The sequence below is a fragment of the Halomonas binhaiensis genome (genome assembly GCF_008329985.2).
Classification (GTDB): domain Bacteria; phylum Pseudomonadota; class Gammaproteobacteria; order Pseudomonadales; family Halomonadaceae; genus Halomonas; species Halomonas binhaiensis.
Window position 1 is genome coordinate 1,774,814 of the sequence record NZ_CP038437.2, and the last position, 15,818, is coordinate 1,790,631.

The following is a 15,818-nucleotide window of genomic DNA, read 5'->3' on the forward strand; positions in this document are numbered from 1 at the left end:
TTTAAGTAGCTGCTTGAATTTGAAGAACCTACATGAAGAGGATGGATGATGCCCCACGTCTATGAAACAGATGGACCGGCGATCTACCAAGAGTCCTTCGCCACCATTCGACGTGAGTCCGAACTGGAACGCTTCTCAGTAGAAGAAGAGCCGGTGGCGGTACGCATGATCCATGCCAGCGGGCTGGTGGAGCTTGCTGCACACATTCACTTTCGCGGCGATGTGGTGAACAGGGCGCGGCAGGCGCTGGAGCAGGGCGCGCCGGTTCTGTGTGATGCGCGCATGGTTTCCGAAGGCATCACGCGCAAACGCCTGCCGCGGGACAATGCGATTGTCTGCACCCTGCACGATGAGCGCGTGCCCAGCCTGGCCCAGGAAATGTCCAACACGCGCTCTGCGGCTGCCGTGGAGCTGTGGCGCCCTTATCTGAAGGACGCGGTCGTGGCGATAGGCAATGCGCCGACGGCACTGTTCCATCTGCTCAACATGCTGGAAGACCCGCAGTGCCCTCGTCCTGCTGCCATTATCGGTTGTCCGGTCGGTTTCGTCGGGGCGGCTGAATCCAAGCAGGCGTTGTGGGAGCGCGCATCACTGGCATGCTGCATCGTCGAAGGGCGGCTCGGTGGCAGTGCCGTGACGGTAGCCGCGATCAATGCCATGGCGGACCGCAGCGAATGACACAGGGAACCATATACGGGGTTGGCCTTGGGCCCGGCAGCCAGGATCTGATGAGCGTGAGGGCAGATCGCCTGATTCGCCAGGCGTCACATGTCGCCTACTTCCGCAAGAAAGGCCGGACGGGTCACGCGCGCAGCATTGTCGAAGGCCTGCTGGCAGAGGGCGCTGTCGAACTGCCGATGGAATACCCGGTCACCACTGAGATTCCCTTCGATGACCCCCGCTATAACGAGCTGCTATCCGCTTTCTATGCACGCAGCGTGGCGCAACTGATTGAGATTACCGATGCAGGCCGTGATGTGGTGGTGCTGTGTGAAGGCGATCCTTTCTTCTACGGTTCCTTCATGCACTTGTACACGCGTTTGCAGGGGCGGGTGGCGCTGTCGGTGGTACCTGGCATCACGGGGATGTCCGCGGCGTGGACGGCATCCGCACGGCCGGTGACCTGGGGCGATGATGTGCTGACCGTAGCGATGGGCACATTGCCGGAAGATGCTTTGGCTGAGCGCATTGCCCAGACCGATGCCCTGGTGGTGATGAAGATCGGTCGCCAGTTGGACAAACTCCGGCGGGCATTGGCACGGGCAGGGCGAGAAGATGAGGCCTGGTTGATCGAGTATGCCGCCATGCCCCAGGAACGGGTGGTGCCATTCACTGAGGTCAGCGGCAGTGTGCCGTATTTCTCCATTCTGCTGATCCATGGCAATGGGAGAAGACCATGAGTGGCTGGCTGAAAATTGTCGGGCTGGGCCCGGGTGCCGAGACGATGGTCACACCAGAAGTGTCTGCCGTACTGGCGCAGGCAACCGATGTCGTGGGCTATGTGCCGTATGTCGGGCGAGTGCCGGCACGACCAGGGCTGGTGCGTCACGGCTCGGACAATCGTGAAGAGATCCGGCGTGCCGAACATGCCTTGCAGATGGCCGCCGATGGCCACCGGGTGGTGGTCGTCTCTTCGGGTGATCCGGGGGTATTCGCCATGGCGGCGGCAGTGTTCGAGGCTTTGGAGAACTCGGCACCAGAGACGCCTGACTGGCGATCACTGGATATCCAGGTATTACCGGGTATTTCCGCCATGCTGGCGGCCAGCGCTCGGGTAGGGGCTCCGCTGGGGCATGACTTCTGCTGCATCAATCTGTCCGACAACCTGAAACCCTGGACCTTGATCGAAAAGCGGCTGCGTCTGGCCGCCGAGGCGGATTTCGCCATGGCGTTCTACAACCCGCGCTCCAAGGCCAGGCCAGAAGGGTTCGGACGTGCCCTGACGGTATTGCGGGAAGCCTGTGGTGCACAGCGATTGATCGTATTTGCCCGGGCGGTATCCACGGCCGAGGAACGTATTCAGGTCACGACGCTCGGTGAGGCTACGCCAGATATGGCCGACATGCGCACGCTGGTGATTGTCGGTTCCAGTCTGACGCGCTGTATCCAGCATGCTGGAGACCCGCTGGTCTATACGCCTCGTTTTTATGCACCTTGTTCAGTCCCATCAGAGACAGTGTCATGAGCGAGCCAGGCCAGAACGCGGTCAACGCTATGGACTTCCTGCCGCTGCGGCGGCGAGTGACGCTCGACCATTACCACCGACAGCCCCAGTTGGCGGGCGGCGATGAGCTTGGACATGGCCCCTTCTCCACCGGAGTTCTTGCACACCAGGCATTCAATGTGATGCTCCCGCAGCAGTTGCAGGTCGTTGTCGAGCGTGAAGGGACCTCGGTCAACGATCACGCGGTGATGGGGCAGTGGTGGTGGCGTACTGGGTTCATCGACCAGCCTGAGCAGATAGTGGTGCTGGGGCTGGGAGGCAAAGCTGGCGAGGTGCATGCGGCCGATGGCCAGCAGTATCCGTCGGGAAGGGCCTGCCAGAGCGTCGACAGCGGCCTCTATGCTGGCAACTCGATTCCAGCGATCGCCAGACACCGGTTGCCAGGGTGGCCGAGTCAACGCGATGCAGGGAATGCCACTGAGCCTGGCCGCCGCGACGGCATGCTGGCTCATCTGGGCGGCGAAGGGGTGGGTAGCATCGATCAGGTGAGTGATGCGCTGTTGCGCCAGGAAAGCCGCCAGGCCGTCGACGCCACCGAATCCGCCAATACGTGTCGGCAATGGCTGCACCTTGGGTGTTGCCACGCGACCGGCATAGCTGAACAGCGCAGGGATTGCGCGCTCGGCCAAGGCATTGGCCAGGGCACTGGCTTCAGTGGTTCCCCCCAGAATCAGGACTCTCATGATGGCTGACGTTGACAACGCTCCCTGGCTGACCTTTCTCGGTTGGGGCGAGGGTGGCACAGAGAGCCTGACTCCAGCAAGCCGATATGTGTTGGAAAGTGCTGATGTCATCTTCGGTGCGCGTCGCCATCTGCGTCTGCTGCCGCCGCTGGATGCCGAGGTACGGGAATGGCCGGTACCCTTTGCCGACGGCATTCCGCTTTTATTGGCTGAACGTGCATTGGCCGAACGTGCATGGGCTGAGCGCGTATTGCCCAAGCGCAGACGCAAGGTCGTGATGCTGGTATCCGGGGATCCGTTCTGGTTTGGCGCTGGCTCGATCTTGGCGCGTCATCTGCGAGCTGAAGAGTGGCAAGCGATGCCACAGCCTTCCACTTTCAGCCTGGCGGCAGCTCACCTGGGCTGGCCGCTGGAACGCTGTTCATGCCTGGGGCTGCATGCCAGGCCGCTGACGCGCATTCGGCCATACTTGCATCGTGGACGCCGTTTGCTGGTGCTGTTGAGAGACGCCGAGGCAGTAGCCGAACTGGCTGCCTTGCTGGTGCGTCTTGGCTTCGGGGCCTCACAATTGCACATATTGGAAGCCCTGGGCGGAGAGAGTGAACGGCTACGTTGCGTGCGGGCAGATGCCATCTTGCCGGATGACATGGCGCATCCGCTTGCCGTGGGCCTGAGTGTGGATGGCGACGGTTTGGCTATACCGCTGACACCCGGCCTGCCGGATGACCTGTTCGAACATGATGGCCAGATCACCAAGCAAACGGTGCGCGCCATGACACTGGCTGCGTTGGCCCCTGCACCAGGGGAGCGGCTGTGGGATATCGGCACAGGATCCGGATCGATTGCGATCGAGTGGTTGCTGGCGCATCCGCATAATCAGGCGCTGGCATTCGAGTGCGATGAACAGCGTGCGGCCAGGGCGCGGCGCAATGCCGAGGTACTGGGAGTCGACTGGCTCGAAGTCGTCGAAGGACGAGCCCCGGAAGTATTGAGCAATCAGCCCCTGCCAGACGCGGTATTTGTCGGAGGCGGGCTATCGCAGACACTGCTGGAAACGTTGTGGCAGCAGTTGCCGGCTGGCACTCGCCTGGTGGCCAATGCCGTGACCCTGGAGTCGGAATCCTTGCTGGCTCATTGGCAGCAGCAAGCAGGTGGCGAACTCCTGCGCCTGGAACTGGCATCCGCTGCAGCACTTGGCACACGGCGAGGCTGGAAGGGCAGCTATCCCATCGTGCAGTGGCGGGTAACGCGATGACGTCGTGGGGGGAGGCGATAACGGTAATGGATAACCTGGTACTGGTGGCAGGTTTTGGCTTTCGCCAGGGGGCGTTGCTGTCATCGTTGAGTGAAGTGCTGGATCAGCTTGAAACACAGTTTGGTGGTGTCGACCGCTTGGCGGTGGCCGACAGCATGTGCTCGCTGGTCCAGCAATTGGGGCATCAACGTGGCACCGAGGTGCTGAATATTCCAGATGCGGTTCTGCCGGCGATGACCACGCTCACCCGTTCCACGCATAGCCTGAAGGCACGGGGCTCGGGCAGTGTCGCCGAGGCCGTGGCGCTGGCAGCCGCGGGCCCTGGCGGGCAACTGCTTGGCCCACGCCTGATTTCGGCAGACCGTATGGCAACGGCTGCAGTGGCAAGAGGAGTCATGACATGACAGTACATTTCATCGGTGCTGGCCCCGGCGCCCCAGACCTGCTGACATTGCGCGGGCGAGACCTCATCGCCGCGTGTCCGGTATGCCTTTACGCCGGATCATTGGTGCCGGAGCAGATACTCGAGCATTGCCCGCAAGATGCTCGTGTCATCAATACGGCTCCCTTGTCCCTGGACGAGATCATTGCAGAGATGCGTCGTGCACATGCCGCCGGTCTGGATGTGGCTCGACTGCATTCCGGCGACCTGTCCGTATGGTCTGCCACGGGTGAGCAACTGCGTCGGCTGCGCGAACTGGACATCCCCTATACGCTGACGCCTGGCGTGCCATCGTTTGCCGCCGCTGCGGCGGCACTGGGACAGGAATTGACGCTGCCAGGGGTCGCGCAGTCTGTTGTTCTGACCCGAACCTCGGGGCGTGCCAGCCCTATGCCCGACGGTGAGACACTGGCCAACTTTGCGAGAACCGGCACTACCTTGGCCATTCATCTCTCCATCCACAACCTTGCCCGACTGGTGGAGGAGTTATTGCCGTTCTATGGCGTGGATTGTCCGGTCGCCATCGTCTGGCGGGCCAGCTGGCCTGATCAACGCATCGTTCGGGGACACCTCGCAAGTGTGGCATCCCAGGTGGATGAGAGCATGCAGAGAACGGCACTGATTGTGGTTGGGCCGGTGCTGCAAAGCGAAGACTTCCAGGAAAGTTGTTTGTATGCGATCGGCTATGACCGCCGCTTCCGTCCGCAGTCTGCTGATTCCCCTTTTGCGATGCCTGCTACCGATGAAGTTGAGATCGGCAAAGATGAACATGGGAACAGCAGGAGTGAGACAGGCGGGCGTGAGAAGGTCGGGTGTGAGAAAGGAGAAAGGGGCGCATGATCCAGCTTTCCCTGATTGGCATCGGTACCGGCAACCCCGATCATGTCACCCTGGCCGCAGTGCGTGCGCTCAATGCCGCTGATCTTGTCCTGCTGCCGCGCAAGGGAGAGGCCAAGTCGGACCTGGTGGACCTGCGACGTCTGTTGTGCCGTAACCTTGTGACAGACCTCGAGCGTACTCGGATCGTGGAGTTCGATCTGCCAGGGCGCGATGCACAGGCTGAGTACCTGGACGCGGTGGATGCTTGGCATGCTGCGATTGCCGATGTCTGGGCGGAACTGATGGACCGGTATCTGCCCGAAGGTGGCCTGGTCGGCATGCTGGTGTGGGGCGATCCGTCGCTCTATGACAGCAGCCTGCGTATTGCAGGACGACTGAGTGCCTCCGGGCGAGAGGTCGAGGTAAAGGTGGTGCCGGGCATCACCAGCCTGCAAGTGCTCACGGCAGAACACCGCATACCCCTCAATGCACTCGCAGAACCCATACAGATCACCACCGGACGTCGTCTGCGCGAGCGTGGCTGGCCTGATGATGCGGCTACGGTCGCTGTCATGCTCGACAGTGGGGGAGCGTTTGAAGCACTGCCTCCTGAAGGCTTGTATATCTGGTGGGGCGCCTATCTGGGGATGGGCAAGCAAAGCCTGATTGATGGCCCACTGGCCGATGTCGGTCCATTGATCACCGAACGCCGGGCAGCCCTGCGCGAACAGCACGGCTGGATCATGGATATCTATTTGTTGAGGAAATGCTGACCTCGTCCACCGAACTGGATTTTGTTGTGCCGCGCCTATAATCTCAAATGTCTCGTCTATCCCTTCCCCGTTCTTCACGTATCCGCAGGCACGGCAATGCTCGACTACTCCTTGGCGCACTGGACCACCTTTCTGATTGCGGCGATCTTGCTCAATCTGTCTCCTGGGCCGGACATGGCATTTATCCTTGGCCAGACGGCGCGGCATGGGCGACGTGGTGGTTTCGCCGCCATGTTCGGTGTGTGGAGTGGTGCAGGGGTGCATGTGTTGATGGCGGCACTTGGCCTGTCGGCGATTCTGGCGACATCCGCCACGGCCTTTACCATTGTCAAATGGGTGGGGGCGGCTTATCTGGTATGGCTGGGTATTCAGGCGCTGCGCGCACGTCCTGCTGCTGAAGGGCAAGCGCATCAGGCCCCACCGGCGCTGCGCCCGGGCAATATCTATCGCCAGGGTATCCTGATCTCGTTGCTCAACCCCAAGGTGGCCATCTTCTTTCTGGCCTTCCTGCCTCAGTTCGTGGTGCCGGGGGCTGGTCCCGCCAGTCTGCAACTGGCGTTGCATGGCTTCCTGATCATTGCGGTGGCCGCTGTGATCGAACCCCCTTTGGTAATGGCGGGGGCACGCCTGGTGAGCGCACTGAAAGGCAATCAGCGCCTGGGCTTATGGTGTGAGCGTGGCCTTGGAGCGTTGTTCATCGCCTTGGGCGTTAAGCTGGCCATGAGCAGCCGTGCTATCTGACGGCAACCCCGCCCGAAAACGTTACCGATAGCATGGAAAGCGAGGCCATTCTATAATTGTTCACTGTATGGATAGCCAGTTGTTGGCCGGCAGTGTTTCCAGACCTTCGAGCGTGAGTGGGTGGTGAGCACGGCCGCAACCCCTGGTTCAAGGCAACTCGGAGATAGGTCATGCGCCTCAGGATACTGTCAGACCTGCATCTGGAGCATTTCGGTGGGGAGCGGGAGCTACCTGACGTCGATGCGGATGTGGTGGTGCTGGCTGGCGATATTCATGTCGGTCTGGCTGGCCTGGATTGGGCTGCGCAGCGTTTTCCCGGACAGCCGGTCATCTATGTGCCAGGCAACCATGAGTTCTATCGTCATCGCATGACGCCTCTGCGAGCCGAAATGCGCGAGCATGCGGCACGCCTGGGAATCCATCTGCTCGATAACGAGAGTGTCGACATCGGCGGAGTGCGTTTCCTCGGTACGACACTATGGACCGATTTTGCACTCTATGATGAGCGTCCGCAGCAGCAGCGTGAGGAGATTCCCGCAGAGACGCTTTCCGCAGCATTACGCTTGATGCCGGATTTTGCCATCGTCGAACAACCGGATGGTGAAGTGTACTCGCCAGAAGAAAGTGTGCGTCTGCATCAGCAGGCGTTGAGCTGGCTGAGCGAGCATCTGGCGAAACCTTTCAACGGGCTTCGCGTGGTGGTCAGTCACCATGCACCGCTGGCGGCCTGCATTCCCGAGCGCTACCAAGGCGATGAGCTGTCGCCGGCCTTTGCTTCGGACTTGAGCCATCTGATGGGCTCTGCCACCTTGTGGTTGCATGGCCATGTGCACGACTCGGTGGATATCGAAGTGGCTGGTACTCGGGTGCTGGCGAATCCTGGTGGCTATCCCGACGAATTCGATCCGCCGATGTTCATTCCGGACATGGTCGTCGAGGTGGGAGACCTCAGGTGAGTATCCCACGACAGGCTTTTGTATTGACGCGGCATTGGCAGGACACACCACAAGGCACCAGGGTCGAGCTGTGGCTGGCCAGCGATAATGGGCCTGTTCGGGTATGTCTGCCAGCCCAGACTGCAGTGGCCTTTGTGCCTGCAGACAAGCGTGCTGTGGTGGAATCGCTGTTGGCAGACGGTGATGGGTTCTCTGCTGTCCAGCTACGTGAATTGAAGCTCAAGGATTTCCATCAGCGTCCGGTGCTGGGGCTGTACTGCGCGCATTATCGCCAGTTGGTGCAGCTGGAAAGGCGCCTGAATGAACGGGGCGTGACCTGCTATGAGGCGGATATTCGTCCACCGGAGCGCTACTTGATGGAGCGCTTCATCACCGCGCCAGTCTGGGTGGTCGGGGAAGCGGATGGTAACGGAGGGCTTCATCACGCACGTTTGCGTCCTGCTCCGCGATATCGCCCCACATTGACGACGGTATCGCTGGATATCGAGACCAGCGCCAGGGGCGAGCTGTACTCCATCGCTCTGGAAGGTGTCGGGCAGCGTCAGGTCTACATGCTGGCAACCGTGGAGCAGCTGCCACCGGGGGACGACATCGATTTCGCGCTGGAATACTGCTCCAGCCCCGGGATGATGCTCGAGCGGCTCAATGCCTGGTTCAGGGAGCATGACCCGGATGCCATCATTGGCTGGAACCTGGTGCAGTTCGATCTGCGTATTCTGCGCGAACATGCCTTGCAACTCGGCATCCCTCTGCGCCTGGGGCGTGACGGTGCGGAGCTGGAGTGGCGTGCTCATGGCAATCGCGAAGGCTATTACTTTGCCGAGGCTGCGGGGCGCTTGATCATCGATGGCATCGAGGCACTGCGTTCGGCAACCTGGCATTTTCCTTCGTTCAGCCTGGAAAGCGTGGCACAGAAACTGCTGGGCGAAGGCAAGAATATCGACAACCCCTACCAGCGCCTGGCGGAAATCCAGCGCATGTTCGAGCAAGACAAGCCTGCCCTGGCGCGTTACAACCTGCATGATTGCGAGCTGGTGACGCGTATCTTCAGCAAGGCTGAATTGATGGACTTCCTTCTCGAGCGGGCAACGGTCACCGGGCTGCCGGTGGATCGTAGCGGGGGCTCGGTGGCTGCTTTTACCCATCTCTACCTGCCTCAGATGCATCGCCTTGGGCTGGTGGCGCCCAATCTTGGCGATGGACTGAAGGGGGAAAGTCCTGGCGGCTTCGTCATGGACTCGCGTCCGGGGCTCTACGATTCGGTGTTGGTACTCGATTTCAAGAGCCTCTATCCCTCGATCATTCGCAGCTTCCTGATTGATCCTGTGGGGCTGGTGGAAGGCCTGGCCGATAGCAACGAAGATGCCACGGTGGATGGCTTCAGGGGGGCGCGCTTTTCGCGTACCCGGCATGCGCTGCCGGCTATCGTGGAGCGTGTCTGGCAAGGCCGCGAGCAGGCCAAGGCAGATGGTAACGGGCCCCTGTCCCAGGCATTGAAGATCATCATGAACAGTTTCTACGGTGTACTTGGCTCCAACGGGTGTCGCTTCTTCGATTCGCGGCTGGCATCCTCTATCACCTGCCGGGGGCACGAGATCATGCAGCAGACTCGGGGGCTGATTGAAAGCGAAGGGTATACCGTGATCTATGGGGATACCGATTCCACCTTCGTATGGTTGGGCCATGCCCATGAAGAACAGGAGGCGGCAGCCATCGGCGAGGCGCTGGCGACACGGGTCAACCAGTGGTGGCGCGAGCATCTGAAGCAGGCATTTGGCCTCGATAGCGTGCTGGAGTTGCAGTTCGAGACACATTACCGCCGTTTTCTGATGCCGAGAATTCGTGGCGCGGAATCCGGCAGCAAGAAACGCTATGCGGGTCTTGTCCAGGCTGCCGAGGGTGAGCGGGTGGTGTTCAAGGGCATGGAAACGGTGCGTACCGACTGGACGCCGTTGGCCCAGGAGTTCCAGCGAGAGCTCTATCGGCGCATCTTTGTCGGTGAACCCTACCGGGATTACGTGCGCCAGTATGTGCGCGATCATCTGACCGGCCCTCTGACGCAAGACAGTGAAGCGCACCTGGTCTATCGCAAGCGCTTGCGCCGCAAGCTGGAAGAGTATCAGCGCAATGTGCCGCCTCATGTTCGCGCAGCACGGTTGGCCGATGCAGAAAATCAGCGTCTAGGGCGTCCGAGACGCTATCAGAGCGGGGGCTGGATCAGCTATGTGATGACTTTGGCGGGCCCTGAGCCACTGGAGGCTCGCCATTCTTCCATCGATACCGATCACTACCTGACTCGTCAGTTGCAGCCGGTGGCAGATGCCATCTTGCCTTTCGTCGGCGATGATTTCAGCGCGCTGGTCGACCGCCAATTAGCCTTGTTCGAATAGAGGAAACACTGCATAAATGCCTACGCGTGCGAATCACTGGGCTATAGCCGCCATCCATGGCAGCTACCCTTCGGGCCATCCGAAGGATGTTCCAATTCGCTCCCGGCGAATTGGTGTGCGGTGCTCACAATCCTCACCTATACCCCATAGGCTCCGGTTGTTGCGCTCCATGCGCCTTGTGCGACCCACATGGATGTGGGAAGTGCGATGGTTCGTCGGGAACGAACATAGCCTTCATCACGCTCGGCTGATTTATTCAGCGTTTCCTTCGGGAGGAAGTTAGAACTGTTGCATCACTTGCTTTGGAGTTGTTCCTTGAGCTTGTTGGGCAGCTTCTTGATGATCAGTCGATCGCGCTCTTCGTCGTATTCGATGCTATTGCCGAGCAGGTGGGAGTCAAAGCTGATCGATACGCCTTCCGCGCGTCCGGTGAAGCGCCGGAATTGGCTGAGCGTACGCTTGTCTGGTGGAATTTCCGGGGACAGGCCGTAGTCGGCGTTGCGAATGTGCTCATAGAAGGCCTTGGGTTGCTTGTCATCGACCAGGGCTGACAGCTCTTCCAGGGTGATGGATTCGCCACGGCTGGCCTGATCGCTGGCATAGTCGATCAGCGCATCGGTCTTTTCCCGGGAAGCCTGTTCTTCCATGTCTTCCTTTTCGACGAAGTCACTGAATGCCTTGAGCAGTGTGCGTGTCTCGCTCTTGGGATCGACGCCATCAGTGATGCCGAGCAATGCCTGCATGTCATCGGCGAGTTTCTGGCCGCCACGGTCGGCGAGCAGGGAAAGGTATTGGCTGGAAGGACCTCCCTGTTGCCACTGGCTTAGATTGATGCGCAGTGCCAGTGACATCTGGGTGTGATTGATCTGGCCGCTGATAGCCACCTGCTGGTCATTGCCGATGACAAAGCCATCACGATGATGGACCAGTGCCAGCAACAGGCTGCGGGTTTCGCCCTGTTGCTGGTCGGCCAGGATCAGATGGCCTCCCGTGGGCAGATGGTCGTCCACCAGCCCGGTCAGGCGCTCGCCAAGCTGGTTGGCCAGGGCTACCAGGCCCAGCGAGCCTTCTGCATAGGCGGCCAGTTCGGCGGGAAACGGACTTTCGCTGTCGCTCGGTTCGACAAGACGTCCCCAGCGCTTGGACTTGCCATGGTAAGCGTCCGAAAGCCGTGTGATCAGGCCATCGAGTGCATCGCTTTGCGGATGTGGCTCGGAGGCGCTGACCAGGCGGGCAGGGCTGTCGCTATCGGCTTTGTCGAGGCGCTGGATGACACAGGCGGAAATGGGCATGGATGCTTCTCATCCTGAATTCAATCAATAAGGGCGGCGTCATCGAATGCGATGCGGCCGCCGATGATAGCACTCAAGGCTTGAGTCGATAACCACTGCGGAAGATGGCATGAATCACCAGCAGGGCCAGCAGCATGAACAGAACGATCATCAGCAGGCTGATCCAGATGCTGACATCGCCCTGGCCGTAGAAGCTCCAGCGGAAACCCGAAACGAGATAGACCACGGGATTGAATAACGTCACGATCTGCCATGTCGGTGGCAGCATGTCGATAGAGTAGAAGGTGCCGCCGAGAAAGGTCAGGGGAGTGATGATCAACAGTGGCACCAGCTGCAATTTCTCGAAGCCATCGGCCCAGATGCCGATGATGAAGCCGAGCAGACTGAAGGTCAGCGCGGTCAGCACCAGGAACAGCAGCATCACGGCGGGGTGCTGGATGGTGAACGGCACGAACAGGCTGGCAGTGGCCAGTACAATCAGCCCCAGTACAACGGATTTGGTCGCGGCGGCGGTGACAAAGCCCAGCACGATTTCCAGCGGTGAGATAGGGGCCGATAGAATCTCGTAGATGGAGCCAGTGAAGCGAGGAAAGAAAATACCGAAGGAAGCATTGCTCACGCTTTGGGTCAGCAGCATGAGCATGATCAGACCAGGGACAATGAACGCGCCGTAGGGAATGCCTTCCACTTGGGTGATACGGGCACCGATCGCGGAACCAAAGACAACGAAATACAGCGATGTCGATACTACGGGGGAGACGACACTCTGCAGTATCGTACGCAGGCTGCGAGCCATTTCGGCGACATAGATCGTCTTGATCGAGGTGACGTTCATTCCTTGCGCTCCTGCACCAGGCTGACAAAGATCTCTTCCAGAGAGCTTTGCCGGGTATAGAGATCCTTGACGCCGACACCGGCATTGTCGAGTCCGGCCAGCAGCTTGGCGATACCGCTTTGTCCTTCAATGTCATGTTCTTCTGTGCCATGTTCTCCGCCATCATGGCCATCGCTGTCGCTCGTGACGCTGGTATCGTCGTAGGTATACACCAGGGCATGACCATCATCGGCCAAGGCCAGTCCGAAGCGGGTCAGGGATTCCGGGACTTCATCGAGCGGCTGGCGCAGCTGCAGGGTAAGCTCCTTGCGTCCGAGGCTGCGCATCAGGGCGTGCTTCTCTTCCACCAATACCAGCTCGCCGGAGCGGATGACCCCGATGCGGTCGGCCATTTCCTCGGCTTCTTCAATGTAATGCGTCGTGAGAATGATGGTGACACCGTTGTCTCTCAGCTCGCGCACTACCTCCCACATGTCGCGGCGCAGCTCGACATCAACACCGGCAGTGGGCTCATCGAGGAACAGGACGTCAGGCTCGTGAGCCAGTGCCTTGGCGATCAATACCCGGCGCTTCATGCCCCCGGACAAGGTGATCAGGCGGTTCTTGCGCTTGTCCCATAGGCTCAGCGAGCGCAGCACCTGCTCGATGTGAGCAGGATTGCGGGGTTTGCCGAACAGACCACGGCTGAAGCTGACGCTGTCCCATACGGTGGAGAAGGCTTCATTGGTCAACTCCTGCGGGACAAGGCCGATATACGAGCGCGCGGCACGAAAGTCGCTGATGATGTCATGACCCGCTACCCGAACATGGCCAGAGGATGGGTTGACCAGGCCGCAGATGATGCTGATCAGCGTGGTCTTTCCCGCACCGTTGGGCCCAAGCAGCGCAAAGATTTCACCACGGCGAATGTCCAGGTCGATGCTCTTGAGCGCCGTGAAGCCTCCACCATAGGTCTTGGTGAGCCCTTTGACCTCGATCATTGGCGCTGGCCGTGCTTCCTGCATGGGTGACTCCTTGAACGTCATGACATGACCCACATCCGCTGGAAGAGATGGGAGGCTGTCTCAGCGGGACGATACATCCAGCATGCGTGGCATTACATCTTCGCTCTTGCGGCTGAAGCGGCGATGGAACGTCATCAGCACATGCCCCAGTGCGAGAACGAACAGTGTCCAGCCCAGCCAGCCATGCAACAGGTTGGCAGGAGCCATCATCCATTCGATCTTGCCTCCTTCGAAACCGGACATCAGAGGCAGGCCGAAGGGCTCGAAAGCGCGTCCCGAACCATACTGACGCAGCAGTGCCAGTGCCGGGATGATCAGCAACAAGGCATACAACGCGATATGGCCCAGGCGGGCAAGGGCGCTGATACTGGCCGGGCGGCGAGAGAGGTTGAACAATGCCCAGATCAGGCGCAGTACCATCAGTGTCAGAATGGTGAAACCGACAGGTTTGTGAGTCGCCCAGAGCAGCTCATCCAGGGCGGAGTCTTCTGCCAGAGCGGTAACGGAAGCTGTGACCAATTGCCAGATGACCAGAATGGCCACGATCCAGTGCAGAAAGCGAGTGAACGTTCCGTAGCGTTGTGGCGTATCGATGACGGGCATGCTGAACCTCCTGTTCATTGGTCGACGATGCGAATGCCAACTCCAAGTAGCTTCTCCAGCATAGCCGGAGAATCCTTCCCTGGACGACACGAGGGGAACGCTGAATACATCAGCGTCCCCCGCAGACACATGCAGTGTCAGGCATTTTCCAAGAGTGGAGCGTTCATGGAGAGGATAGTTCCATGCCGGCGTCCTCTTAGGGAATCGCTGAATAAATCAGCCGCGGCTGGTGATTTCCAGCAGATGATAACCAAACTGCGTCTTGACCGGGCCGTGGACCTTGTTCAGTTCACCAGAAAACACCACTTCGTCGAACTCACGAACCATTTGACCCGGGCCAAAGCTGCCGAGCTCGCCACCCTGACGACCGGATGGGCAGCTGGAATGCTCGCGAGCAGCATCGGCAAAGTCGAGCCCATTCTCGATTTCGCTCTTGAGGGCCAGGCACTGGGCTTCGGTGTCGACCAGAATATGGCGGGCGGTAGCTTGTACCATGAGGAGTACTCCTGATGAGAGGGATTGGAGCAGCGCAGCTTAACATGGGGCAGAGAGAGATGGCATGGCAGTGCAATGCTAGAAACAGCACATACATGAAGAGTGTTTATTCACTACGTTGAGTAAAGCAGGTGGTCAGCGGGATGGAAGGTGTCTCGCCGCTACATTGCTTCTTGCGATTCTCATCTCACGGACGAATATCATGACGACACAGACTCTCGATATGTCTCGCCTGGCAGGGCTGTTGGCCCAGCATTGGTGGGTACTGTTCTTGCGTGGTTGCGCTGCTATTGCATTCGGAGTGCTGGCCTGGATATACCCTGCCATGACGGTGGAAGTACTGATTATCATGTTTGGTGCATACTGCCTGGTCGATGGCGTATTAGGCGTGATCACTGCCGTGGCTGGCCGGAAGCATAATAAGCACTGGGCTTGGTTGCTGCTATGGGGATTGGCAAGCATCAGTGTGGGCGGACTTACCTTTGCCTCACCTGGTATCACGGCTCTGGTTTTGTTGGTGTATATCGCTGTCTGGGCCATGGTTACAGGGCTTTCACAATTGGTTATGGCCTTTCGTTTGCGCAAGGAAGTGCGTGGTGAGTGGTTGATGGGCCTATCGGGTCTGGCTTCAGTGGTCTTCGGGATTCTGTTGATTGTCGTCCCGGGGGCCGGTGCCATAGCGCTACTATGGTTAATCGCTTTTTATGCCGTATTGTTTGGTATTCTGCTCGTCGTCCTTTCTATGCGGATACGCAAATTTGGTAAGCGGGAGACCTGATGCCCATTCCCTATGATAACGAGCCTCATACTGAAGGGGCTCGTATTCTGGTAAGCGCTTGCCTGCTGGGTGAGCCGGTACGCTATGACGCTGGCCACAAGCGGCTGTTGGACGAGCGCTTGGCGCACTGGCGCATGGAGGGGCGGCTGGTCCCGGTATGCCCAGAAGTTGCTGCTGGACTACCGACACCAAGGCCTGCCGCCGAGATTCTCGGGGGGAGTGGCGTCGATGTGCTGGCCGGGCGTGCCCATCTGGTAACGCAGGAAGGTGACGACCCCACTGATGCTTTTCGACGGGGGGCGGAACTGGCCCTGGCCATTGCCCAGCGTCACCATTGTCGCTTGGCGCTGCTGACAGAAGGCAGCCCTTCCTGTGGCAGTTCCACCATCTACGATGGAAACCTTCAAGGTGTGAAAAGGCCCGGTGAGGGAGTGACGACCGCCTTGCTGCGGGCTCATGGCATCACGGTCTATTCCCCTGATCAGCTGGATGAGCTGACACAACATCTCGAACGACTCTGATTCTTTT

Annotated in this window: 18 protein-coding genes; 12 read left to right on the plus strand and 6 right to left on the minus strand. The window is 59.5% G+C overall.

Annotation, left to right across the window (positions count from 1 at the left end):
- Positions 1-48 precede the first annotated feature (48 nt).
- Genes E4T21_RS07730 through cobJ form a run of 3 tightly spaced genes read left to right on the plus strand, consistent with a single transcriptional unit; the run spans position 49 to position 2,185 of the window.
- Positions 49-678: a precorrin-8X methylmutase gene (locus E4T21_RS07730; protein WP_149287097.1), complete on the plus strand. Its 630-nt coding sequence runs from the start codon at positions 49-51 to the stop codon at positions 676-678.
- A complete protein-coding gene (gene cobI / locus E4T21_RS07735; RefSeq protein WP_149284451.1) occupies positions 675-1,400 on the plus strand; it encodes a precorrin-2 C(20)-methyltransferase in 726 nt (241 codons plus the stop codon). Before E4T21_RS07730 ends, cobI begins: the two co-directional genes overlap by 4 nt.
- Positions 1,397-2,185, plus strand: a complete 789-nt coding sequence (gene cobJ / locus E4T21_RS07740) for a precorrin-3B C(17)-methyltransferase (RefSeq protein WP_149284452.1) — start codon at positions 1,397-1,399, stop codon at positions 2,183-2,185. The genes cobI and cobJ overlap by 4 nt, the downstream gene beginning before the upstream one ends.
- On the opposite strand, the gene E4T21_RS07745 is transcribed toward cobJ, so the two are convergent.
- Entirely contained in the window at positions 2,146-2,907 is a 762-nt protein-coding gene (locus tag E4T21_RS07745) for a cobalt-precorrin-6A reductase (RefSeq protein ID WP_149284453.1), read from the minus strand. The two genes, cobJ and E4T21_RS07745, sit on opposite strands and share 40 nt — an antisense overlap.
- Before the next feature lies 1 nt (position 2,908).
- Here E4T21_RS07745 and cbiE point away from each other — a divergent pair, with 1 nt between their 5' ends.
- The 7 genes from cbiE to E4T21_RS07780 all read left to right on the plus strand — a co-directional run bounded on the left by cbiE (position 2,909) and on the right by E4T21_RS07780 (position 10,283).
- The gene (gene cbiE / locus E4T21_RS07750) at positions 2,909-4,162 is read left to right on the plus strand and encodes a precorrin-6y C5,15-methyltransferase (decarboxylating) subunit CbiE (RefSeq protein WP_149287098.1); all 1,254 of its coding nucleotides are present in this window, start codon (positions 2,909-2,911) and stop codon (positions 4,160-4,162) included.
- A gap of 26 nt (positions 4,163-4,188) precedes the next feature.
- Positions 4,189-4,566 (plus strand): cobalamin biosynthesis protein, encoded by a 378-nt coding sequence (locus tag E4T21_RS07755; protein ID WP_149284454.1) that lies wholly within the window; start codon positions 4,189-4,191, stop codon positions 4,564-4,566.
- Entirely contained in the window at positions 4,563-5,444 is an 882-nt protein-coding gene (gene cobM, locus E4T21_RS07760) for a precorrin-4 C(11)-methyltransferase (protein WP_149284455.1), read from the plus strand. The genes E4T21_RS07755 and cobM overlap by 4 nt, the downstream gene beginning before the upstream one ends.
- A complete protein-coding gene (cobF, locus tag E4T21_RS07765; RefSeq protein WP_149284456.1) occupies positions 5,441-6,196 on the plus strand; it encodes a precorrin-6A synthase (deacetylating) in 756 nt (251 codons plus the stop codon). The genes cobM and cobF overlap by 4 nt, the downstream gene beginning before the upstream one ends.
- 96 nt (positions 6,197-6,292) lie before the next feature.
- Entirely contained in the window at positions 6,293-6,937 is a 645-nt protein-coding gene (locus E4T21_RS07770) for a LysE family translocator (RefSeq protein ID WP_149284457.1), read from the plus strand.
- A 170-nt stretch (positions 6,938-7,107) separates the two neighbouring features.
- Positions 7,108-7,893, plus strand: a complete 786-nt coding sequence (locus tag E4T21_RS07775; RefSeq protein WP_149284458.1) for a metallophosphoesterase — start codon at positions 7,108-7,110, stop codon at positions 7,891-7,893.
- Positions 7,890-10,283 carry a DNA polymerase II gene (locus E4T21_RS07780; RefSeq protein ID WP_149284459.1) on the plus strand — a complete coding sequence of 798 codons (2,394 nt, stop codon included), beginning with the start codon at positions 7,890-7,892 and terminating at the stop codon, positions 10,281-10,283. The genes E4T21_RS07775 and E4T21_RS07780 overlap by 4 nt, the downstream gene beginning before the upstream one ends.
- 293 nt (positions 10,284-10,576) lie before the next feature.
- Here E4T21_RS07780 and E4T21_RS07785 read toward each other — a convergent pair whose 3' ends face one another.
- The 5 genes from E4T21_RS07785 to E4T21_RS07805 all read right to left on the minus strand — a co-directional run bounded on the left by E4T21_RS07785 (position 10,577) and on the right by E4T21_RS07805 (position 14,512).
- Positions 10,577-11,575: a nucleoid-associated protein gene (locus E4T21_RS07785; RefSeq protein WP_149284460.1), complete on the minus strand. Its 999-nt coding sequence runs from the start codon at positions 11,573-11,575 to the stop codon at positions 10,577-10,579.
- Between the two features lie 73 nt (positions 11,576-11,648).
- Entirely contained in the window at positions 11,649-12,410 is a 762-nt protein-coding gene (locus tag E4T21_RS07790) for an ABC transporter permease (RefSeq protein WP_149284461.1), read from the minus strand.
- Positions 12,407-13,414: an ABC transporter ATP-binding protein gene (locus E4T21_RS07795; RefSeq protein WP_149284462.1), complete on the minus strand. Its 1,008-nt coding sequence runs from the start codon at positions 13,412-13,414 to the stop codon at positions 12,407-12,409. Before E4T21_RS07795 ends, E4T21_RS07790 begins: the two co-directional genes overlap by 4 nt.
- A 60-nt stretch (positions 13,415-13,474) precedes the next feature.
- On the minus strand, positions 13,475-14,017 hold the full coding sequence (locus E4T21_RS07800; RefSeq protein ID WP_149284463.1) for a cytochrome b: 543 nt from the start codon (positions 14,015-14,017) through the stop codon (positions 13,475-13,477).
- 216 nt (positions 14,018-14,233) lie between these two features.
- Positions 14,234-14,512, minus strand: a complete 279-nt coding sequence (locus E4T21_RS07805) for a peptidylprolyl isomerase (RefSeq protein WP_149284464.1) — start codon at positions 14,510-14,512, stop codon at positions 14,234-14,236.
- Between the two features lie 202 nt (positions 14,513-14,714).
- On the opposite strand from E4T21_RS07805, the gene E4T21_RS07810 reads away from it, so the two are divergent.
- A complete protein-coding gene (locus tag E4T21_RS07810; protein WP_149284465.1) occupies positions 14,715-15,290 on the plus strand; it encodes an HdeD family acid-resistance protein in 576 nt (191 codons plus the stop codon).
- Positions 15,290-15,811, plus strand: coding sequence for a 2-thiouracil desulfurase family protein (locus E4T21_RS07815; protein ID WP_149284466.1), 522 nt, complete (start codon positions 15,290-15,292; stop codon positions 15,809-15,811). The genes E4T21_RS07810 and E4T21_RS07815 overlap by 1 nt, the downstream gene beginning before the upstream one ends.
- Positions 15,812-15,818 lie beyond the last annotated feature (7 nt).